The organism is Phaeobacter sp. SYSU ZJ3003, from assembly GCF_041300735.1.
Taxonomy (GTDB): domain Bacteria; phylum Pseudomonadota; class Alphaproteobacteria; order Rhodobacterales; family Rhodobacteraceae; genus Phycobacter; species Phycobacter gallaeciensis_A.
On record NZ_PXNU01000056.1, the window covers coordinates 1 to 22,445 of the forward strand.

The window sequence follows — 22,445 nt, forward strand, 5'->3', positions numbered from 1 at the left end:
AACCTCGGTCGCGGGAATGACCGGCACGCCTGCCTCGATCGCGACGCGCCGCGCCGAGGCCTTGTCGCCAAGGGCGCGCATGGTCTCGGCCTTGGGGCCGATGAAGGTGATGCCATTGCGGGCGCAGGCATCGACGAAATCAGGGTTTTCCGACAACAGCCCATAGCCCGGATGGATCGCATCTGCGCCGGATTCCTTCGCGACCCGGATGATCTCGTCAATCGACAGGTAGGCCGCCACAGGCCCCAAGCCTTCGCCGATCCGGTAGGCCTCATCCGCCTTGAACCGGTGCAGGCCAAGCTTGTCCTCTTCGGCGTAGACCGCAACGGTCTTCTTGCCCATCTCATTCGCAGCCCGCATCACGCGGATCGCTATCTCGCCGCGGTTGGCGATCAGAATTTTCTTGAAGTCGGTCATATCTTCCCCCGAGGTCGTTCAGTCTGGCGATGTGTTAGGCGCATCTTGGCGTGCAGTATACCCGTAGTACTGGGTAGTGCGGGGCATGATTGCGCTCTCATTTTGTGCTTTTCCGCCGCGCGGAGCGAAAGCGGGCTCACGGGGCAGTGTGGTTGAGCGGTCTGGCCGCTGGCAAAGAGGCAAGATCCGGCGTGCCGAGCTGGCCCATGTTCGCCTCCAGATCCTTTTTCAGGATGTCGATCAGATGGTCGGGACCGGTCGGCCCCAGCGCGGCCAGCGCGAAGTGAAAGGCGCGGCCGAGCATGACGAAATCGGCGCCAAGCGCCAGCGCCCTGAGGATGTCGAGGCCGCCTTCGATGCCGCTGTCAAAGATCAGCGGCAGGTCCGTGGCGGCGCGCAGCTCGGGCAGCACTTCGATGGCGGCGGGGCTTCCGTCGAACTGGCGCCCGGCGTGGTTCGACACCCAGAGCCCATCGACGCCAATTTTCTCCAACGGCTGCGCGTCCTCGGCGCGCATCACGCCCTTGATCACAAAAGGACCATCCCAGTGATCGCGCAGCCAGCGCGCGTAGTCCCAATCGGGCGAGGTGCGCAGCAGATACCCGATATGGGCGGTGGAGGAACGGCTCTCACCAGTGGCCTCGGCGGTGTATTTGTCGAGGGTACGCATATGCGGCATGCCGCCCTCGTGTCGGTGCTGACGGGCCATGCCCATGGCCCAGGCCGGGCGCATCGCTACCTGCGCCAGCAGGCGTGGCGTGAGGCGCGGCGGCTGGGTGAGGCCGGATCGCGTTTGCCGTTCCCGCCGTGAGGCGACAGGGACATCCACGGTCAGCACCAGCACCTTGAAGCCCGCGTCCCGGGCCCGGGCCAGCATGTCCTTGCGGATGCCTTCGTCCTTGGGGGGGTAAAGCTGGAACCAGGCCTGCTCGCCCAGATGCGGCGCCAGATCTTCGGGGGATTGGCTTGCAACGGTCGACAGGCTGTAGGGAATGCCGGTGCGGGCGCCGCAGCGGGCCAGGTGGCCTTCGGCATCTGGCCAGATCAGTCCCGACATGCCCACCGGCGCAATGCCAAAGGGCAGGGGCAGCGTCGCGCCAAACAGCTGCGTCGACAGGTCGATCTCAAGCGGGCCATGCAGGATGGAGGGCAGGAAGCCGACCCGGTCCAGCGCGGTGCGGTTGCGCCTTTGGGTGGCTTCGGTGCCGGTGGCGCTGTCCAGATACTCCCAGACAAAGCGGGGCAGGCGCTTGCGTGCTGCTGCGCGCAGGTCAGACAGGCCGGGGTAATGCAGGTGCAGATCCTGGTGCATGTTCATGCGGCGCATAATTGCTGCTTTGCAGCGAAAGTCTAGCGAAAATGTTACAGAATTCTAACAGGGGCCCAGGCGGGCGCAGACAGCGGCGCCACTGGGGAGCGGTTCGCGGTAAAAAAGAGGCGTGAACATAGTGTGAACGTCCCCTTTCCCGCGCAGATGAATCACGCTAGGATCACGCCCATGAGCAGTTTCGATGAAATGGACGCCTTTGAGGGCGCTTCCCTCTCCGCCCGCGCCATGGCTGCGCGCCCCAAACCCTATCTGGATGGGCTGAACCCAGCCCAGCGGGACGCCGTGGAATGCCTAAACGGGCCGGTTCTGATGCTGGCGGGCGCAGGCACCGGCAAGACTAAGGCGCTGACCACCCGGATCGTGCATCTGCTGACCCTTGGACAGGCGCGCCCGAATGAGATCCTCGCCGTGACCTTTACCAACAAGGCGGCGCGCGAGATGAAAGAGCGGGTCGGCCGGATGCTGGGCCAGCCTGCCGAGGGCATGCCCTGGCTCGGCACCTTTCACTCGATCTGCGTCAAGCTGCTGCGCCGCCATGCAGAACTGGCCGGGCTGAAGTCGAATTTCACCATTCTGGACACTGACGATCAGATCCGCCTCCTGAAGCAGCTGATCCAAGCCGCCGGGATCGATGACAAACGCTGGCCCGCGCGGATGCTGGCCGGGATCATCGACGACTGGAAGAACCGCGCCCTGACACCGGAGAGCGTGCCAGTGGCCGATGCCAGCGCCTATAACCATCGCGGCACCGAGTTCTACGCCCAGTATCAGGCCCGCCTGAAAGAATTGAATGCCGTCGATTTTGGCGATTTGCTGCTGCATATGGTGACGATTTTCCAGAATCATCCGGATGTGCTGTCTCAGTATCAACGCTGGTTCCGCTACATCATGGTCGACGAATATCAGGATACCAACGTCGCGCAGTATATGTGGCTGCGGCTGCTGGCGGCCGGGCACAAGAATATCTGCTGTGTCGGCGATGACGATCAGTCGATCTATGGCTGGCGCGGCGCCGAGGTGGGCAATATCTTGCGGTTCGAAAAGGACTTTCCCGGTGCCAAGGTGGTGCGGCTAGAGCAGAATTACCGCTCGACCGAGCATATCCTGGCGGCGGCCTCCGGCGTGATCCGGGGCAATGCAGGGCGTCTGGGCAAAGAGCTGTGGACCGAGGCAACTGGCGGCGAAAAGGTGCGCCTGATCGGCCATTGGGACGGTGAAGAAGAAGCGCGCTGGATCGGGGAAGAGATCGAGGCCATGCAGCGCGGCACCCGTGGGCAGGATCCGGTGGATCTGAACCAGATGGCGATTCTGGTGCGCGCCAGCCACCAGATGCGCGCCTTTGAGGACCGTTTCCTGACCATCGGCTTGCCCTACCGGGTGATTGGCGGGCCGCGATTCTACGAGCGGCTCGAGATTCGCGACGCTATGGCCTATTTCCGGCTGGTGGTCTCGCCGGAGGACGATCTGGCCTTTGAGCGCATTGTCAACACGCCCAAGCGGGGCCTTGGCGACAAGGCACAGCAGAAGATCCAGATCGCGGCGCGCGAGAATGGCGTTTCGCTGCTCGAAGGGGCACGGCTGGCCGTCGACAGCGGTGAGATCAAGGGCAAGGGCGGCGCTGCGCTGCGTCAGCTGACCGAGGATCTGCGCCGCTGGGGTCGGATGGCAGGCGATTCCGACATCAGTCATATGGAGCTGGCCGAGATCATCCTGGACGAAAGCGGCTATACCACCATGTGGCAGATGGACAAGAACCCGGATAGCCCGGGCCGTTTGGAGAACCTCAAGGAACTGGTGAAGGCGCTGGAGAATTTCGAGAACCTGCAAGGCTTCCTCGAACACGTCAGCCTGGTGATGGACAACGATAAACAGGACGCCGAGCAGAAGGTCAGCATAATGACCCTGCACGCGGCCAAGGGTTTGGAGTTTCCAGCCGTCTTCCTGCCGGGCTGGGAGGACGGGCTGTTCCCCTCGCAGCGGTCGATGGATGAAAGCGGTCTCAAAGGGCTCGAGGAAGAGCGGCGCCTTGCCTATGTGGGCATCACCCGGGCGGAGAAGATCTGCACGATTTCCTTTGCGGGTAACCGCCGGGTCTTTGGCCAGTGGCAGTCGCAGTTGCCCTCGCGGTTCATTGATGAACTGCCTGAAGAGCATGTGGAGGTGCTTACGCCGCCGGGTCTATACGGCGGCGGCTATGGCGCAGCGGCGGGCGGTACGCCAGTGCAGTCCCGAATCGACGAACGGATGGCGCAGGCGGATGGCTATAATTCGCCGGGCTGGAAGCGCATGCAGGCGCGGGCCGGGGAGCGCGGGCTGTCGCAGCCAAGGGAAAGCCGCAATCAGGTGATCGATTTGACGGCGACCTCCAGCTTTACGATTGGCGAGCGGGTGTTTCACCAGAAATTTGGCTATGGCGCGATCACCGGTATCGAAGGTGACAAGCTGGAAGTGGATTTCGAAAAGGCCGGGGTGAAAAAGGTGATCGCGAAATTCGTCACCGCCCATGACGATGTGCCGTTTTGAGCTGTGCCGGAGCCAGTCTGCTTTCTGGCTGCCCTGAGCATATTAATCTGAAAATGGAATGATGCGGTCGGATCGCGTTGCGATCCGATCCGGGCGCGGGGGCGCTGGCAGCGATGCTGCCAGCGCCCCCGCGCCATTGCCCCGTTGCAACGGCTGCGGAGCGAGAAGGGTGGGCGCGCAGCGGCTGGCGATGGTGTCGGGTGATTTCTGGGGGGCGTGAAATGCAAAAACGGCGGTGCCAGGGAGGAGGAAGGCACCGCCGTTCTTTTCAACATTCGGCCAAATGGGAGGAGAGACCGAATGTATCAGCGTCCGGGTCTGATCCCGGTATGAGGTGCGGCGACACCAGGGAGGAGGAGAGGTGCCGCCGCTCTGAGCAACATCTGGCCAAATGGGAGGAGAGACCGAATGTATCAGCGTCCGGGTCTGATCCCGGTATGAGGTGCGGCGACACCAGGGAGGAGGAGAGGTGCCGCCGCTCTGAGCAACATCTGGCCAAATGGGAGGAGGGCCGGATGCATCAGGTCCCGGGTTTGATCCCGGTATAAGGTGCGGCAGCACCAGGGAGGAGGAGAGGTGCCGCCGCTCTGAACAACATCCGGTCAAATGGGAGGAGAGACCGGATGTATCAGCGTCCGGGTTTGAGCCCGGTATGAGGTGCGGCGACACCAGGGAGGAGGAGAGGTGTCGCCGCTCTGAACAACATCTGGTCAAAAGGGAGGAGAAGACCGGATGTATCAGCGTCCGGGTTTGAGCCCGGTATGAGGTGCGGCGACACCAGGGAGGAGGAGAGGTGTCGCCGCTCTGAACAACATCTGGTCAAAAGGGAGGAGAAGACCGGATGTATCAGATCCCGGGTTTGATCCCGGTATGGGGTGCGGTGACATCAGGGAGGAGGAAGATGTCACCGCGGAACACAGGCCCTTTAGGGAGGAGGAGAAAAGAGCCTGATCTCGGTTATGCGTTTTCGTATGCGGCCTGGTAGGCCAGACGTTTGATCATCGAGCGGTTCAGCCCCAGATCCGCCAGTTCGCGGTTCGACAGGGCGGAGAGCTCATTCAGGGTTTCGCGATACAGACGGTAACGCGCGATTTTCAGTTTCAGCTCGTCGATCAGGCCCAGGCCGTTTGCGGCCAGCGAGCCCTTGTGGGCGGTGATGTGATTTACTGCAGCCATTGGGCAGATCCTCAGTTCCGTAAATTTCCGTGTGCCGTTAAAGGCGTTTCTTGAACACCAATTTAGGGAAATGCTGCAACTGCACAATCCCAAGAGTCAGCATTTCTGCCATGCAGCATTTGCATGGGTCATCTGGGGGATGTGTGGAAAATTGGTGTGGTTTTGTGCGGGGTTGGAGAAATTGCCTATTCTTGGGGCGGTTTATGTCTGGGATGCGTAAAGCTGCCGTCACGGCAATCGCGCTTGGGCTGGCGCGGGCGCTCCTATATAGGGTGGGCGCCCAAAGAGGGGCAGGAAAGACAGGAGAGCGCCATGCCGGTGACCCACGATCAGATTCGCGCCGCGCTGGAGCGGCTGGCCTTGCCGGATGGGGGCACCCTGGTGTCCCGGGATATGTTGCGGGCGCTCAGTGTCGACGGTGACACCGTCCGCTTCGTGATCGAAGCGCCCAGCCCGGCGATTGCCCAGCAGATGGAACCCCTGCGCCGCGCCGCCGAAGCGGCGGTCCTCGCTCTTGATGGCGTGTCCAGCGTGACGGCGGCGCTGACCGCGCATGCTCCGGCGGCATCCGCACCCGGTGGCGGGCAGGGGGCGCCCTCGCTCAAGGTCGGCGGCCACCCGAAACCGCAACAAGGGCCGATCAAGCCCGCTGGGGTGGCGCGCATTCTTGCCATCGCTTCGGGCAAGGGAGGCGTCGGTAAATCCACTGTCAGCGCCAATCTCGCGGTGGCCCTTGCCCGGCAGGGGCGGCGGGTTGGTCTGCTGGATGCAGATATATACGGTCCCAGCCAGCCGCGCATGATGGGGGTAACGGGCAGGCCTGCCAGCCCGGACGGCAAGACCATCGAGCCGCTGCACGCGCATGGCGTCACGGTGATGTCGATCGGCTTCATGGTGGATGAGGCAAAAGCCGTGGTCTGGCGCGGTCCGATGCTGATGGGCGCGTTGCAGCAGATGCTGGGGCAGGTCAATTGGGGAGAGCTGGACGTGCTGATCGTAGATCTGCCGCCCGGCACCGGTGATGTGCAACTGACGCTGTGCACCAAGGCAGAGCTGACCGGCGCCATCGTTGTCAGCACCCCGCAGGATGTGGCGCTGATCGACGCGCGCAAGGCGCTGGACATGTTCAGCCAGCTGAAAACACCGGTTCTGGGACTGATCGAGAATATGTCCTTCTTCACCTGTCCCGACTGCGGCGGCGATCATCACATCTTTGGTCATGGCGGGGTGGCGGCCGAGGCTGAAAAGCTGGGCTTGCCGCTTCTGGGGGCGCTGCCCATCGATCTTGAGACCCGCCTGGCGGGGGATGGCGGCACGCCTGTTGCCGCGGGCGAGGGGGCCATGGCCGAGGCCTATGGCCGGATTGCCTCTGGTCTGGTGCATGGCGGTATGGCCTGATCCGGTTTTCCGGTCAGTCTACATCTATCTGAATACATAATAGGTGCCGGGCTGCGCGGGCGGTCCGGTGTCTTCATGTTGTCGTGCAGGCCTGCCTCTGCCGTGCTGTTTCGCCCCGGATGGGTCGCTGTTGCGGTCCCTGTTGCCTCTGCGAGGCGTCACCGCTCTGTGCTGGTGGGAGGCGATCCCTTTGTCTGGGCGCGGAGCGGGCGGGGTCTGCCGGGGTGCGGCTTGATCTGGTGCGATCAGGCTGCGGTTTTGTGCCTCTGTCCCATGTCATCCCATTAGGACCTCCCAATTTTTCGTCCCGACCCTCGTGTAGTCGCGGTCGATGGGAAACCATGGGCTGCACTGCAGAGGTCGGGTCGTGGGAAATCATGGGTTCGCTGCGGTGGTTGCGGGTCCCGCCGCGAATCACATCTGCCCAATTCCATGGGACCAAGGGGTGTTTCGCCTCTCCCTGCCCGGGTCGTTGCAGAAAGGGGTGGGGGTGTACCGTGAACATAGGTGTGCCCCGCGAGTCTCTTGAAACTTTTTCTGGGAAACTATGGGTCATTTTGGGGCGTTGTTGTGGCCACTATATGTAGTTACTTATCATTAATCTTGCCCAAATTAGGCGGAATTTGGCCGAAGTGTTAATGGAGAATTAACGGAAATTGAGACAACTGGCCCATGCTTGCCCACGTTGCCGTGAAGAAATTAGTTGCCGTACCCTGAATTCCCATAGTATCCCTTTCTACATCGACGGAGAGCAAGGATGGGGCGCCAAACGACCCCGTAAAAATCAAAAAAGCAGGTTTCATACAGGCCTTCGCTTTCATCGAACAAAGAGATCCGGCGCGCGGGCGAGCAGACATCCCCCCAGATGGCGTGCGCAGTCGGACACCCCCGCATAGCGGGACAGGCGGCGGGTTGATCAGTGGCAGCAGATCAGCCCGCCCCTTTTACTTTCGGGGGGCAGATATCTCGCGAGGGACGCGAAAAAGGGACGGTAAATTGGGCCGCAGGTTCAGAGGCGAAAGCCACCATAAGGTGGACAGCAAGGGGCGGGTGTCGATACCCGCCACCTTTCGCCGTGTTCTTGAGGCCAGCGATCCCAACTGGCAGCCCGGGGACAGCCCCGAACTGGTAATCGTCTACGGCGATGAGCGCCGCAAATTCCTGGAATGCTACACCATCGAGGCGATCGACGAGGTCGATGCCAAGATCGCAGCCCTGCCGCGCGGCTCGCGCGAGCGCAAGATTTTGGAACGCATGTTCAACGGCCAGTCCCTGCCGACAACGGTGGACGAGACCGGGCGTCTGGTGCTTCCGGCCAAGCTGCGCAACAAGATCGGGCTGGAGGGTGAGGCTTTCTTTATCGCGGCGGGCGATACCTTCCAGATCTGGAAGCCGCAGACCTATGAAGAGGTCGAAATGGCCGAAGCTGAAAAGCTGATGGAAGATCTGCCCGAAGATTTCGACCCACTGGAATTCCTTGATGGCGCCGGAGGGGTCTGAGGCATGACGACCGAGCACACATCCGCATCCGGCCCGCATATTCCCGTCTTGCTGCGCCCGCTGCTGAAGGCGGTGGCGCCGGTCACCGGGCGTTGGCTCGATGGCACATTTGGGGCAGGGGGCTATACCCGTGCCCTGCTGGAGGCAGGCGCTGATCAGGTGATCGCAGTGGATCGCGACCCGCTGGCCTTTGAAATGGCCAAACCCTGGGCAGGGGAGTATGGCGACCGGCTGGTGCAGCAGCAGGGCGTGTTTTCCCGTATGGATGAATACGCGCAGGATCTGGATGGCGTGGTGCTGGACCTTGGCGTCTCTTCGATGCAGCTCGATCTCGCCGAACGCGGCTTTTCCTTCATGAAGGACGGCCCACTGGATATGCGCATGTCGCAGGAAGGCCCCTCGGCCGCCGATCTGGTTGCCGAGCTGAGCGAAGCCGAGCTTGCCGACATCCTGTTCTACTATGGCGAAGAACGCGCCAGTCGCCGGATCGCCCGCGCCATCGTCAAGGCGCGCGAAGTTGAGCCGATCACCACAACGTTGCAACTGGCGAGCTTGGTGGAATCCTGCCTGCCGCGCGCCAAACCCGGACAATCCCACCCGGCGACGCGCAGCTTTCAGGCGCTGCGCATTGCGGTGAACGCTGAATATGACGAGCTGTTCGAAGGTCTTCTGGCCGCCGAACGGGCGCTGAAACCCGGAGGCCTTCTGGCAGTGGTCACCTTCCATTCGGTCGAGGACCGCATGGTCAAAAGGTTTTTCCAGCACCGTGCTGGCAAGACAGGGCGTGCGAACCGTTATGCCCCCGAAATCGAAGAGCTGCCCGCGCAGTTCGAAATTGTCACCCGCAAGGCGGTCGGCCCGGATGATCAGGAATTGGCGGAAAACCCGCGCTCCCGCTCGGCCCGCCTGCGTGTGGGGCGGCGAACCGATGCGGCACCTGCACCGATCTCGGCCCGCGATCTGGGCATGCCACAGCTAAAGGAGGCGCGGAAATGAAGACGCTTTTATACGCTGTCACCGCTCTGGCGGTCTTTGGTCTGGCCTTCTGGGCCTATCGCGAAAACTACGCCACGCAGCAGGTCCTGAAGGAAACCCGCAATCTGCAACGCGAGATCGGCGCCGCACAGGTGCGACTGGGCGTTCTGCGCGCGGAATGGGCCTATCTCAACCGCCCCGACCGTCTGATCGGTCTTGCTGAGCTGAACTTTGACCGGCTGGGCCTTCTGCCGCTGCGCCCCGATCAGTTCGGTCGCGTGGACGAGGTGTCGTACCCGCTTGAGCAGGACTTTAGCATTGCAAACGGTGTCGATGTTTCCGGGCTGAACCGCGATCGCGGTGCAGGAGAACAACCATGATCCGCACGCCGCTGCGCCCTCTGGCCCGTATTCTGAACGCCCGCGCTACCGGGCAGAACCCGGATGTGATCGAAGAAGAAAACATCCGCCTGCGGCATGAAGAAATGCAGGCGAAATCGCGCCAGCGTGCCGAGGGGCGCCTTCTGGTGCTTGGGGTGTTTTTCCTATGTGCCTATACTGCAGTGATCGGCCGGATGGGGGTCCTGGCCACCTCTGAGCCGAGCGAGCCGGTAGCCAGCGCCGCAGGCAGCGCCATCGCTGCGCAGCGCGCCGATATCGTCGACCGGCAGGGCCGTATTCTGGCGACCAATTTCGAGACGCACTCTCTTTACGCGCAGCCGCCGCAGATGATCGACCCGGAGGGCGCCGCTACGCGCCTGGCCGAAATTTTCCCGGATCTGGACCGCGAAGATCTGGTTGAAGATTTCACTGGCAAACGCAAGTTCCTGTGGATCAAGAAGAAAATCAGTCCCGAACAGAAGCAGGCGGTGCATGATATCGGCGATCCCGGCCTCTTGTTCGGCCCGCGCGAGATGCGGCTTTATCCCAATGGCAGCGTCGCAGCCCATGTTCTGGGCGGCGCCGGTTTCGGCAAGGAAGGCGTTTCGGCAGCCGAGGTGATCGGCGTTGCCGGTGTCGAAAAGCAGTTCGACGATTACCTGCGTGACCCCGGTAATGGCGATAAACCGCTGCAACTCTCGCTGGATCTGACGATCCAGGCTGCCGCCGAGCGGGTGCTGGATGGCGGCATGAAGCTGATGAACGCCAAGGGGGCCACCTCGATCCTGATGGATGTGCACACGGGTGAGGTGATTTCGGTGGTGTCGCTGCCGGATTTCGATCCCAACGAACGTCCGCGTCCACCCACCTCGGGGTTCGACCCGTCGGTTAGCCCGCTATTCAACCGCGCGGTGCAGGGCGTTTATGAGCTCGGCTCGACCTTCAAGATTTTCGCGGCAGCGCAGGCGATGGATCTGGGGTTGGTGACACCGGAGACCGTGATCGACACCCGTGGGCCGCTGCGCTGGGGCAAATTCGCGATCCGAGATTTCCACAACTACGGCAACGAGTTGTCGGTGACCGAGATCATCGAGAAATCCTCGAATATCGGCACCGCACGGCTGGCGCAGCAGATTGGCGCCGAGCGGCAGAGAAGCTTCCTCGGTGAGCTGGGCATGCTGGAGCCAACACCATTCGAGATCGTCGAGGCCAGCGGCGGCACGCCATTGACCCCGAAGAACTGGTCCGAGCTTTCTGCGATGACCATTTCCTATGGTCACGGAATTTCGACCACGCCGATGCATCTGGCGGCGGGTTATGCCGCCATTGCCAATGGCGGCTATCACGTCAGCCCGACGGTTCTGAAACAGCGGGGCGCTCAGCACGGTGAGCGTGTGCTTTCTGAAGAAGCAGCGAAGGCGGCCCGCACCATGCTACGCCGCGTGGTGACCGAAGGCACTGCCAGCTTTGCTCGGGTGCCCGGCTACCAGGTGGGCGGCAAGACTGGGACTGCGGACAAGCCACGCCCGCGCGGCGGCTATTACGAGGACAAGGTGATCGCCACCTTCGCCTCGATCTTTCCGGCGCAGGATCCAAAATACGTGCTGGTCGTGACGTTGGATGAACCTTCGGTCTTCGCCTATGACGAGGAGCGCCGCACGGCAGGCTGGACCGCTGTGCCGGTGGCCGCCGAGATGATCAAGCGGGTCGCGCCTCTGCTGGGGCTGAGACCGCAAGTTGAACCCACCGAGGTGGCTGATATAACCCTCACCTCTAACTGACTCAGGTGAGGGCGCCTCATGAGCCGCAATACCCCGCAAGACAGACCGGACCCACGTCCCCTCAGCCAACTGGGGCTGACCGCCCGCGGCGGCGCGGACCCGATGATTTCCGATCTGGTGGTCGACAGTCGCCGGGTGGGCGATGGCGCGCTTTTTGCGGCTCTGCCCGGCAGTCAGGTGCATGGCGCCAATTTCATTCCCGCTGCCCTGCAACAGGGCGCAGCGGCAATCCTGACCGATGCCGCCGGGGCCGAGATTGCAGCCCGCCCCCTGTCAGAAAGCCACGCGGCGCTGATCGTCGTCGAGGACCCCCGGCAGGTGCTGGCCTATACCGCCGCCCTGTGGTTTGGCGCCCAGCCGCAGACCATGGTTGCGGTGACTGGCACTAATGGTAAAACCTCAGTCGCGACCTTCGTGCGGCAGATCTGGATGGCGCTGGGCCATGAGGCCGTGAATCTTGGCACCACCGGGGTCGAAGGCGCCTGGAGCTACCCTCTGGCCCACACCACGCCCGAGCCTATCACTCTGCACTGCGCCCTTGCGGCAGCGGCAAAGGCCGGTGTCACACATGCCGCGATGGAGGCGTCTTCGCACGGGCTGGATCAGCGGCGCCTTGACGGGGTGCAGCTGGCGGCAGCGGGTTTTACCAATTTCACCCAGGATCATCTGGATTATCACCACACCTTCGAAGAGTATTTCGCAGCCAAAGCGGGTCTCTTTCGCCGGGTGCTGCCGGACGAGGGCGTCGCGGTGATCAATATGGACGATGCCCGGGGCGCCGAAATGCGCGCCATCGCGGCGGGACGCGGACAAGAGGTTATTACCGTGGGGCGCGGCCTTGGCGATCTTTCGCTGGTGGGGCAGCGCTATGACGGCACCGGGCAGGACATAAGGTTCTCGTGGCACGACAGACCTTTCATGGCCCGGTTGAACCTCATTGGCGGCTTTCAGGCGGAAAACGTGCTGATGGCCTGTGGGCTGGTGATCGCCAGCGGCGAAGAGCCCGAACGCGTTTTTGAAACCCTGCACGAGCTGACGACGGTGCGTGGGCGGATGCAGTTGGCGGCGACCCGTGAGAACGGCGCCTCTGTCTTTGTGGATTATGCCCATACGCCCGATGCAGTCGCTACCGCGATCAAGGCGCTGCGCCCGCATGTTTTGGGCCGTCTCGTTGCCATCGTCGGCGCCGGTGGTGACCGGGACGCAGGCAAGCGGCCGCTGATGGGGCAGGCGGCGCATGACAATGCTGATGTGGTTATCGTCACCGACGACAACCCGCGCAGCGAAGATCCCGCCGTGATCCGGGCCGCTGTCAAAGGCGGCGCACCCGACGCGATTGAAGTGGGCGACCGCGCCGAGGCGATCCTGCGCGGCGTTGCAATGCTCGAGCCGGGCGATGCGCTGCTCATCTGCGGCAAGGGGCACGAAACCGGACAGGTTGTCGGCAGTGATGTGCTGCCCTTTGATGATGTGGAACAGGCGAGCATGGCGGTGGCCGTACTTGATGGGAAAACCGTATGAGCGCCCCGCTGTGGACCGCAGCCGAGGCCGCCGCTGCAACCGGCGGTGAGGCACGCGGCGATTGGCAGATCAATGGCGTCTCAATCGATACCCGCACCCTGCAGCCGGGTGATCTCTTCGTGGCGCTGAAGGCCGCGCGAGATGGCCATGATTTTGTTGCTCAGGCCTTGAAGGCAGGCGCAGGCGCGGCGCTGGTCTCACGCATTCCAGAAGGCCTGCCCGAGGACGCGTCGCTGCTGCTGGTCGAGGATGTGCAAAAGGGGCTGGAGGCGCTGGGCCGTGCCAGACGTGCGCGCGCCAATGCGCGCGTGGTGGCAGTGACCGGCTCGGTCGGGAAAACCTCGACCAAGGAAATGCTGGCGCGGATCCTGTCGGATCAAGGTCGTACCCATGCAGCCGTCGCCAGCTATAACAACCACTGGGGCGTGCCGCTGACTCTGGCGCGGATGCCACAGGATACGGAATTTGCGGTCATCGAGATTGGCATGAACCATCCGGGCGAAATCGAACCCCTAGCCCGGCAGGCCCGCCCGCATGTGGCGATGATCACCACCGTGGCCGCCGTGCATCTGGAGGCCTTTGATGATGTCGCCGGGATTGCTCGTGAAAAGGCGGCCATTCTGGATGGGCTGGAGCCGGGCGGCATCGCCGTGCTCAACGCCGATATCGACGAGGCCCCGGTCCTGCGGCAACGGGCGGAACAGCTGGGCGTTTCGGCGCAATGGTTTGGTGCAAGCGCACCCGATGCGCGGCTGATCGCAACGCAGGTGACAGGCGAGGAAACCGTGGCCAGGGCCGAAATCCTAGGTGCTGAGGCCGAGTTGCATATCCAGTCACTGGGCGCGCATTTTGCCATGAATGCGCTAGGGGCGCTGCTTTGCGTCAATGCGCTGGGCGTTGATCTGGCAGAGGCCATTCGCAGTCTGGCACTGTGGTCGCCGGTGACCGGGCGCGGCGCGCGCGAAATGGTGGAGCTGTCACAGGGGCAGGTTCTGCTGCTGGATGACAGTTACAATGCCAATCCAACCTCGGTGAAGGCGGCGCTGGACGTGCTGGCGGCCACCCCGGTGGCAGAGGGCGGGCGTAGGATTGCCTATCTTGGCGATATGAAAGAGCTGGGACCGGCGGAGCTCGCACTGCATGCGGATCTTGCCCGCCATCCTGCCATCGCACAAATCGATCAGATCCATTGCATCGGGCCGCTGATGCAGCATCTGGCAGAGGCCTTGCCGGATGAAAAACGTGGCGGCTGGCACGCAGACAGCGCGGCAGCAAAGGCTGATCTTCCGGAGCAGATCGGGGCTGGCGACGTGGTTCTGGTCAAAGGCTCGCTCAGCATGAAGCTCGCCTCCATCGTTGACGGCATCCGCGATTTGGGTCATGGCAGCCGGAACTCTGATGCAAATTCTACCAAGTGAGGACTGGCTGATATGCTTTATTGGCTGACAGCGCTGTCGGATGGCGGTGATTTTTTCAACCTCTTCCGCTACATCACCTTCCGGGCCGGAGGGGCCTTTATGACGGCGCTGGTCTTTGGCTTCCTGTTCGGCAGGCCGCTGATCGATGTTCTGCGGAAGCGGCAGGGCAAGGGGCAGCCGATCCGCGACGACGGACCCGAAGGGCATTTCTCCAAGGCCGGGACCCCGACCATGGGCGGTTTGCTGATCGTCGGTGCCTTGTTGACCTCGACGCTGCTCTGGGCGCGGTGGGACAATCCCTTTGTCTGGCTGGTGCTGTTCGTGACGCTGGCCTTTGCGCTAATTGGCTTTGCCGATGATTACGCCAAGGTGTCCAAGCAGAACACTGCCGGGGTGCCGGGCAAACTGCGGCTGGGGCTTGGCATTCTGATTGCGGTGGTCGCCGCGGTCTGGGCCTCGGCCTATCACGGGGCAGAGCTGCAGAACCAGCTGGCAATGCCCGTGTTCAAGGACACGCTGATCAATCTGGGCCTGTTCTACATTCCCTTTACCGTCTGCGTTATTGTCGGATCTGCCAATGCGGTGAATCTGACCGATGGTCTGGATGGTCTGGCGATTGTGCCGGCGATGATCGCCGGTCTGACGCTGGGGGTGATCGCCTATGTCGTGGGGAGGGCCGACTTTTCCCAGTATCTGGACGTTCACTACGTCAAGGACACCGGCGAGATCTTTATCTTCACCATGGCACTGTTCGGCGCCGGGCTTGGCTTTCTTTGGTACAATGCGCCGCCCGCAGCGGTGTTCATGGGGGATACCGGTTCATTGGCCTTGGGCGGCGCGCTGGGCGCTATCGCGGTGGCCACCAAGCATGAACTGGTGCTGGCCATCGTTGGCGGGCTTTTTGTGGTCGAGGCGCTGAGCGTGATCATTCAGGTGCTCTATTTCAAACGCACCGGCCGCCGGGTGTTCCTGATGGCCCCGATTCACCACCACTATGAGAAAAAGGGCTGGGCGGAGCCGACCATCGTGATCCGGTTCTGGATCATCTCGCTGATCCTGGCGATGATTGGTCTGGCAACGCTGAAAGTGCGCTGAGCGGCAGCGATCCGAAGACAGGAAAAGGGGGCTGCGGCCTCCTTTTTTATGCGGGTGTCCTTGCGCTAGGCACGGGGGGCTCTCCCGCCCCCTTCGGCGGCCAGGCCCGCCTGCCAGGGTTGGGCGTGGCGCGCGCAAAATGCGCGCGCGGGGGTGGTTTGCGGCGGCTTGCAAAGGCCGTGATGGCAGTGCACTCTGCGCCGAAATTTGATCAAAGGATGAGGGTGGGCATGATCCCTGTCAGAGGGTTTGAAGGGGCGCGGGTCGCCGTTCTTGGATTGGGGCGCTCCGGCCTTGCCACGGCGCGGGCCCTCAGGGCTGGCGGCGCCGAGGCGATCTGCTGGGATGACAACCCGGAGGCGCGGGAACGGGCCGAGGCAGAGGGGTTCTCCTGCGCCGATCTGAGCCGGGCTGGTGCCTTTGACGGGATCGCCAGCCTGATCGTGTCCCCGGGCATTCCGCATCTCTACCCAAAGCCCAACCCGGTTGTGCGCGCGGCCCTGATGGCCGGGGTGCCGGTGGACAATGACATCGGGCTGTTCTTCCGCTCTGTCGCGACAGGAGAATGGGACAAGTTCGACCAGCCGCCCAAGGTGGTGGCCATCACCGGATCGAACGGTAAATCCACCACCGTCGCATTGTTGCAGCATATCCTTGAGCAGGCCGGGCGCGACAGCCAGATGGCGGGCAATATCGGCCGCGGGGTTCTGGATATCGACCCACCGGGCAATGGCGGCGTGATCGTGCTGGAACTGTCCAGCTATCAGACCGAACTGGCGCGGGCGCTGACCCCGGATGTGGCGGTCTTCACCAACCTCAGCCCGGATCATCTGGACCGGCATGGCGGCATGGGCGGCTATTTCGCGGCTAAGCGGCGCCTGTTCGCAGAAGGCGGCCCCGATCGTGCCATTGTCGGTGTCGATGAGGATGAAGGGCTGTTTCTGGCCGGACAACTGTCCGAGGCCGCCAGTGATGACCGGGTGATCCGCATCTCGGCAGCGCAGAAGCTGACAGGGCCGGGTTGGCAGGTGTTTGCCCGCAAGGGGTTCCTCAGCGAATACCGCAAGGGGCGGCAGGTGGCCTCGATCGATTTGCGACCGATGCAGGGCTTGCCGGGGGCGCATAACCATCAGAACGCCTGCGCCGCCTATGCCGCCGCGCGGGCCCTGGGGCTGGCGCCGCGGATGATCGAAGGCGGGCTGGAGAGCTATCCGGGTTTGCCGCACCGCAGCCAGACCATCGCTGAGGCGGGCGGGGTGCGCTACGTCAACGACAGCAAGGCCACCAATGTGGACAGCGCAGTGAAGGCGCTGAGCGCCTTTGGCAATATCCGCTGGATCTGCGGCGGGCTGGAAAAGGATGGCGGGCTGGAGGCCCTGAAAGGTCACACAGGTTCGGTGCGCCGGGCCTATGTGATCGGCCGCGAGGCGGCGACCTTTGCCATGCAGTTGGATGTGGACGCTGTGGTCTGCACCACCATGGGTGAGGCAGTGGCGCAGGCGATGGCAGAGGCCGAGCCGGGCGATACGGTTTTGCTCGCCCCGTCAGCGGCCAGTTTCGATCAATATGACAACTTCGAGCAGCGCGGTGAGGATTTCATCGCTGAGGTCACGCGCAGATTGGAAAACGGATAAGGGCTTCGGGCTCACCCAAGCGGAAATCTGTTTCGGTTCCACCCTCGTCCTGCTTCTGCCCTGCCAGACCCGCCTTTGCGGCGCAAGCAAAATGGCCGTCTCCCCGCCGCTGGCGGGGTCCCTCGGCAATTTGACTGGCGCCCCTGCGGCGGGTTTGACTGCCGGGCCACAGGCGAGGGCGGCTCCGAAGCGGAAATCCGGGCGCGCGATCAATGGTGGTGATCAGCGGGTGGCGGCGATGGCTGTGCCTGCAGCGTGGCCCGAGGCCCAGGCCCATTGGAAGTTGTAACCGCCAAGCCAGCCGGTCACATCCACCGCCTCGCCAATCGCGTAGAGACCGGGGCGGGATTTGGCCTGCATGGTTTTTGAGGAGAGCGCATCGGTGTCGATGCCGCCCAGGGTGACTTCGGCGGTGCGGTAACCTTCGGTGCCGCCGGGTGTCAGCTGCCATTGGTTGAGTTGATCGCAGAGGGCTTGCAAGGCGGCGTCGGATTGATCGGCGAGGCGGGCCGTCAGGTCGTAGGCCGGGGTGAGCGCCTCTTTCAGATAATCCACCAACCGGGCAGGCAGGTGGCGGGCCAGTTCGGTGGCAATCGCGCGCTTGCCCGCGATCTGCCGCTGGCTGCGCAGCGCCGCGAAAATATCGGCTTCGGGAGCGAGGGTGACTGTGATCTCCTCTCCTTCGTGCCAGTAGGAGGAGAGCTGCAGTACCGCGGGGCCGGAGAGGCCGCGGTGTGTGAAGAGCAGCGCCTCGTCGAAACTGGCGCGCGCGTTGGAAAGGCGTGCGGGCAGGGATACACCGGCCAGGGCGGAAAAGCGTCCTTCGGGGAAGGTGAAGGGAACAAGGCCGGGGCGGGTCGCGGTCAATGGCAGGGCGAACTGGCGGGCGATGTCATAGGCCAGACCGGTGGCACCCATCTTGGGGATGGATTTGCCGCCCGTCGCCAGAACCAGATTGCGGCAGGTGACGTGGTGATCCTTGCCGTCTTTGGTCAGTGTCAGGGCAAAGCCATCATCGCGCTGCTCAACAGGGCCAACGCTGGTTTGCAGCCACAATTCGGCCCCGGCCTTTGCTATCTCTGATGTCAGCATCGAGACGATCTGTTTCGCTGAGCCGTCGCAAAAAAGCTGCCCGAGGGTTTTCTCGTGCCAGGCGATACCGTGGCGGTCCACGAGTGAGATGAAATCCCATTGCGTATAGCGCGCCATCGCGGATTTGCAGAAATGAGGGTTGCCAGAGAGGTAGTTGCTGGGATCGGCATAAAGGTTGGTGAAGTTGCAGCGCCCGCCACCGGAAATGCGGATCTTTTCGCCCGGCGCCTTGGCGTGGTCGACCACCAGCGTGCTGCCGCCGGTATGGGCTGCGCACATCATGCCTGCTGCGCCGGCGCCAAGAATCACGGTGTTTACCTGCATAAGGGCATCGACCATGGAATGACCTCTCGCGCAAGGGAGCTGTCCCGGGCGCAAAATCCTGCCGCGCCGGGATCAAGACACTGGTCTGATCACGGGTTTCGCGTTACTGTTCCATTACAGACCCCGAAAAACGGGGCGTATCACGAGGCAAAGAGCGGCGGTGTTTCCATGACTGAGATGGTCTATGGTGCGGTTCCTGTACAATCAGGTGAACCTATTCTTCCCAAATGGTGGCGAACCTTGGACAAATGGACGATGTCCTGCGTCCTGATGTTGTTCGTGCTGGGGCTGCTTCTGGGGCTTGCAGCCTCAGTGCCGCTGGCCGAGCGCAACGGGTTCGGCAATTTCCACTATGTGCAGCGACAAGCGGTGTTCGGCGGGGCGGCTCTGGTCGCCATGGTGCTGACCTCGATGATGTCGCCGACGCTGGTGCGGCGGCTTGCGATAATCGGCTTTGCTCTCGCCTTTGTGGCGCTGGCGCTGCTGCCTATTTTCGGGACCGATTTCGGCAAAGGCGCGGTACGCTGGTATTCGCTGGGCTTTGCATCGCTGCAGCCGTCCGAGTTCCTGAAGCCCGGTTTTGTCGTGGTTGCGGCCTGGATGATCGCCTCGAGCCAGCAGATCAACGGCCCGCCGGGCACGCTGATTTCCTTTGGCCTGTGCATGAGCGTGGTGCTGATGCTGGTGATGCAGCCCGATTTTGGTCAGGCCTCGCTGACGTTGTTCGGCTGGGGCGTGATGTATTTTGTGGCCGGGGCGCCGATGCTGCTTTTGGTTGGCATGGCGGCGGTTGTGGTCATGGGCGGTGTGATGGCCTATTCCAGTTCCGAACACTTTGCCCGCCGCATCGACGGCTTTCTGAACCCGGATATCGATCCCACTACCCAGCTTGGCTATGCCACCAATGCTATCCGCGAAGGCGGGCTGTTTGGCGTTGGAGTCGGGGAGGGGCAGGTGAAATGGTCGCTGCCCGATGCCCATACCGATTTCATCGTCGCGGTTGCTGCCGAGGAATACGGGCTGGTTTTGGTCACGGTGCTGATCGGGCTTTACGCCACGGTGGTTGTGCGCTCGCTGTTCCGTCTGATGCGCGAGCGCGATACATTCGTGCGGCTCGCGGGGACAGGCTTGGTCTGCATGTTCGGGGTGCAGGCCATGATCAACATGGGGGTTGCGGTGCGGCTCTTGCCGGCCAAGGGCATGACCCTGCCATTCGTCAGCTATGGCGGCTCTTCGCTGATCGCGACGGGCATTGCCATGGGAATGCTGCTGGCCTTTACCCGTTCGCGCCCGCAGGGTGAGATTGCAGATTATCTGCGTGGCCGCGGTCGCGGCTGACGCATTAGGTACGAAACGACGCGGGTTTATGACACAGAAACTGCTATTGATGGCGGCAGGCGGCACCGGGGGGCACATGTTCCCGGCGCAGGCCCTGGCCGAAGAGATGCTACGCAAGGGCTGGCGGGTGAAACTGTCGACCGATGCGCGCGGCGCCCGCTATACCGGCGGCTTTCCTCATACGGTGGAAATCACCGAGGTGTCCTCGGCCACCTTTGCCCGCGGCGGGCTGCTGGCCAAGGCGCTGGTCGGGCCGAAGATCGCCGGAGGTATCGCCAGCATGGCCCTGCAGATGCGGCGTGACCGCCCCGATGCGGTGGTGGGTTTTGGCGGCTACCCGTCGATCCCGGCGCTGGGCGCGGCGACATTGCTGGGTCTGCCCCGGATGATCCACGAACAGAACGGCATTCTGGGCCGGGTGAACCAGTTGTTTGCCAAACGCGTGGCGCAGGTGGCCTGCGGCGTGTGGCCGACCGAATTGCCCGAGGGCGCCAAAGGCGTGCATGTTGGGAACCCGGTGCGCCGCGCCGTGCTGGAGCGCGCGGGCGCGGCCTATATTCCACCGGGCGATTATCCGATGTCGGTGCTGGTGATGGGCGGCAGCCAAGGCGCGCGCATCCTGTCCGATGTGGTCCCCGGCGCGATTGCAGCCCTGCCCGAAGGGATCCGTCGCCATCTGCGCGTGGCCCATCAGGCGCGCGATGAGGATGGCGAACGCGTCAGCGCCTTCTACGCCGAACATGGCATTGCAGCCGATGTTCAGCCATTTTTTCACGATGTGCCTGCACGGATGAGCGAGGCGCAGCTGGTGATCTCGCGCTCCGGGGCCTCGTCGGTTGCCGATATCTCGGTCATTGGCCGCCCGTCGATCCTGATCCCATTCGCCGCCGCGGCGGGAGACCACCAGAGCGCTAATGCGCGTGGGCTGGTTGATGCGGGCGGGGCGGTGCTGATCCCCGAAAGCGCCCTTGACGTTCAGGCGCTGTCAGAGCAGATCTCTGCCGTTCTGAGCGCCCCCGACGCGGCCGCCCAGATGGCCCAAGCAGCATTAAGTGTCGGCGTTCCCGATGCCACCAATCGTCTGGTGGCGCTGGTCGAACAGCTGGCGGAGGAAGGATAGACCATGACGCCCGCAACCAAATTGCCAGGAGATGTTGGCCCGATCCATTTTGTCGGCATCGGCGGCATCGGCATGTCCGGCATCGCCGAGGTGCTGCTCAACCTTGGCTATGTGGTGCAGGGGTCTGACCTCAAGTCGTCAAAGATCACCCAGCGGCTCGAGAGTCTCGGCGCGCTGGTTTTTGAAGGTCAGCGGGCTGAGAATCTGGAAGATGCCGAAGTCGTCGTGATTTCCTCGGCGATCAAGCCGGGCAACCCGGAACTGGACGAGGCGCGCAGCCGGGGGCTGCCCATTGTGCGCCGGGCCGAGATGCTGGCCGAGCTGATGCGGTTGAAATCCAACATCGCCATTGCCGGCACCCATGGCAAAACCACCACGACCACGATGATGGCCGAGCTGATGGTGGCTGGGAATTTCGACCCCACCGTGGTTAACGGCGGCATCATTCACGCCTATGGATCGAACGCCCGCATGGGGCAGGGCGAATGGATGGTGGTCGAGGCGGACGAAAGCGACGGCACCTTCAACCGCTTGCCTGCGACCATTGCCGTCGTCACCAATATCGACCCCGAGCATATGGAGCATTGGGGCGACTTTGATACTTTGCGCGACGGGTTTTACAACTTCGTCTCGAACATTCCTTTTTATGGTGTCGCGGTCTGCTGTACCGACCACCCCGAGGTGCAGGCGCTGGTGGGGCGCATCACCGACCGCCGCGTCGTCACCTATGGCTTCAACGCACAGGCGGATGTTCGTGCCGTGAACCTGACCTACAAGGCAGGCGTTGCCCATTTCGACATCCTATTGCAGGCGGAAGGTCGGAAGATCGAAGGCTGCACTCTGCCGATGCCGGGGGATCACAACGTCTCTAACGCCCTGTCGGCAGTGGCCGTGGCGCGCCATCTGGGCATGAAAGGCGAGGAAATCCGCGCTGCGCTGGCGGCGTTCGGCGGGGTCAACCGCCGTTTCACCAAGGTGGGCGAAGTGAACGGTGTTACCGTGATCGACGATTATGGCCACCACCCGGTGGAAATCGCCGCCGTGTTGAAGGCCGCGCGTCAGGCCGTTGGCGCTGATAGCAATGCTCGTGTCATCGCCGTGCATCAACCGCACCGCTATTCACGCCTGTCTTCCCTGTTTGATGATTTCTGCGCCTGCTTCAACGATGCCGATGTGGTCGCCATCGCCGAGGTCTTTGCCGCCGGTGAGGACCCGATTGAGGGCGCCAGCCGCGACGATCTGGTGGCGGGGCTGATCCGTCATGGTCATCGCCACGCCCGCGCGCTGCTGAACGAGGACGATCTGGAGCGTTTGGTGCGTGAACAGGCGCGCCCCGGTGACATGGTCGTCTGCCTCGGCGCAGGTACCATCAGCGCCTGGGCCAACGGGCTGCCTGAGCGGCTAAGCAAAAGCCAATAGCCCC

Annotated in this window: 17 protein-coding genes; 13 read left to right on the top strand and 4 right to left on the bottom strand. The window is 62.9% G+C overall.

Features of this window, described 5'->3' with window-relative positions:
- The coding region (locus C6W91_RS17445) for a biotin carboxylase N-terminal domain-containing protein (RefSeq protein WP_370571238.1) at nt 1-417 on the bottom strand (417 nt) is incomplete at its 3' end.
- 136 nt (nt 418-553) lie between these two features.
- Nucleotides 554-1,744, bottom strand: a complete 1,191-nt coding sequence (locus C6W91_RS17450) for an alpha-hydroxy acid oxidase (RefSeq protein WP_370571239.1) — start codon at nt 1,742-1,744, stop codon at nt 554-556.
- A gap of 171 nt (nt 1,745-1,915) precedes the next feature.
- Here C6W91_RS17450 and C6W91_RS17455 point away from each other — a divergent pair, with 171 nt between their 5' ends.
- Nucleotides 1,916-4,270: an ATP-dependent helicase gene (locus tag C6W91_RS17455; protein WP_274833459.1), complete on the top strand. Its 2,355-nt coding sequence runs from the start codon at nt 1,916-1,918 to the stop codon at nt 4,268-4,270.
- A gap of 957 nt (nt 4,271-5,227) precedes the next feature.
- Here C6W91_RS17455 and C6W91_RS17460 read toward each other — a convergent pair.
- Nucleotides 5,228-5,446, bottom strand: a complete 219-nt coding sequence (locus C6W91_RS17460; protein WP_274828928.1) for a DUF1127 domain-containing protein — start codon at nt 5,444-5,446, stop codon at nt 5,228-5,230.
- Nucleotides 5,447-5,758: 312 nt separating this feature from the next.
- On the opposite strand from C6W91_RS17460, the gene C6W91_RS17465 reads away from it, so the two are divergent.
- The 9 genes from C6W91_RS17465 (at nt 5,759) to murD (ending at nt 17,148) form a co-directional block, all read left to right on the top strand.
- The gene (locus tag C6W91_RS17465; RefSeq protein WP_274836691.1) at nt 5,759-6,844 is read left to right on the top strand and encodes an Mrp/NBP35 family ATP-binding protein; all 1,086 of its coding nucleotides are present in this window, start codon (nt 5,759-5,761) and stop codon (nt 6,842-6,844) included.
- Nucleotides 6,845-7,840: 996 nt separating this feature from the next.
- On the top strand, nt 7,841-8,344 hold the full coding sequence (mraZ, locus tag C6W91_RS17470; protein WP_082996115.1) for a division/cell wall cluster transcriptional repressor MraZ: 504 nt from the start codon (nt 7,841-7,843) through the stop codon (nt 8,342-8,344).
- 3 nt (nt 8,345-8,347) lie between these two features.
- Nucleotides 8,348-9,340, top strand: a complete 993-nt coding sequence (gene rsmH, locus C6W91_RS17475; RefSeq protein WP_274836692.1) for a 16S rRNA (cytosine(1402)-N(4))-methyltransferase RsmH — start codon at nt 8,348-8,350, stop codon at nt 9,338-9,340.
- On the top strand, nt 9,337-9,699 hold the full coding sequence (locus C6W91_RS17480; protein WP_274831768.1) for a cell division protein FtsL: 363 nt from the start codon (nt 9,337-9,339) through the stop codon (nt 9,697-9,699). Before rsmH ends, C6W91_RS17480 begins: the two co-directional genes overlap by 4 nt.
- The gene (locus C6W91_RS17485) at nt 9,696-11,480 is read left to right on the top strand and encodes a penicillin-binding protein 2 (protein ID WP_065273042.1); all 1,785 of its coding nucleotides are present in this window, start codon (nt 9,696-9,698) and stop codon (nt 11,478-11,480) included. Before C6W91_RS17480 ends, C6W91_RS17485 begins: the two co-directional genes overlap by 4 nt.
- 18 nt (nt 11,481-11,498) lie before the next feature.
- Nucleotides 11,499-13,001 (top strand): UDP-N-acetylmuramoyl-L-alanyl-D-glutamate--2,6-diaminopimelate ligase, encoded by a 1,503-nt coding sequence (locus tag C6W91_RS17490; protein ID WP_274831769.1) that lies wholly within the window; start codon nt 11,499-11,501, stop codon nt 12,999-13,001.
- Complete coding sequence (gene murF, locus C6W91_RS17495; RefSeq protein ID WP_370571240.1) at nt 12,998-14,419, top strand: UDP-N-acetylmuramoyl-tripeptide--D-alanyl-D-alanine ligase; 1,422 nt, start codon at nt 12,998-13,000, stop codon at nt 14,417-14,419. The genes C6W91_RS17490 and murF overlap by 4 nt, the downstream gene beginning before the upstream one ends.
- A gap of 12 nt (nt 14,420-14,431) precedes the next feature.
- Complete coding sequence (gene mraY / locus C6W91_RS17500) at nt 14,432-15,514, top strand: phospho-N-acetylmuramoyl-pentapeptide-transferase (RefSeq protein WP_065273045.1); 1,083 nt, start codon at nt 14,432-14,434, stop codon at nt 15,512-15,514.
- 230 nt (nt 15,515-15,744) lie between these two features.
- Nucleotides 15,745-17,148 (top strand): UDP-N-acetylmuramoyl-L-alanine--D-glutamate ligase, encoded by a 1,404-nt coding sequence (murD, locus tag C6W91_RS17505; RefSeq protein WP_065273046.1) that lies wholly within the window; start codon nt 15,745-15,747, stop codon nt 17,146-17,148.
- A 222-nt stretch (nt 17,149-17,370) separates the two neighbouring features.
- Here murD and C6W91_RS17510 read toward each other — a convergent pair whose 3' ends face one another.
- Complete coding sequence (locus C6W91_RS17510; protein WP_370571245.1) at nt 17,371-18,564, bottom strand: NAD(P)/FAD-dependent oxidoreductase; 1,194 nt, start codon at nt 18,562-18,564, stop codon at nt 17,371-17,373.
- Nucleotides 18,565-18,732: 168 nt separating this feature from the next.
- Here C6W91_RS17510 and ftsW point away from each other — a divergent pair, with 168 nt between their 5' ends.
- Genes ftsW through murC form a run of 3 tightly spaced genes read left to right on the top strand, consistent with a single transcriptional unit; the run spans nt 18,733 to nt 22,441 of the window.
- Entirely contained in the window at nt 18,733-19,902 is a 1,170-nt protein-coding gene (gene ftsW, locus C6W91_RS17515) for a putative lipid II flippase FtsW (protein WP_274831772.1), read from the top strand.
- Between the two features lie 28 nt (nt 19,903-19,930).
- Nucleotides 19,931-21,022: a UDP-N-acetylglucosamine--N-acetylmuramyl-(pentapeptide) pyrophosphoryl-undecaprenol N-acetylglucosamine transferase gene (locus C6W91_RS17520; protein ID WP_274831773.1), complete on the top strand. Its 1,092-nt coding sequence runs from the start codon at nt 19,931-19,933 to the stop codon at nt 21,020-21,022.
- A gap of 3 nt (nt 21,023-21,025) precedes the next feature.
- Nucleotides 21,026-22,441, top strand: a complete 1,416-nt coding sequence (gene murC / locus C6W91_RS17525) for a UDP-N-acetylmuramate--L-alanine ligase (RefSeq protein ID WP_370571242.1) — start codon at nt 21,026-21,028, stop codon at nt 22,439-22,441.
- Nucleotides 22,442-22,445: the final 4 nt, after the last annotated feature.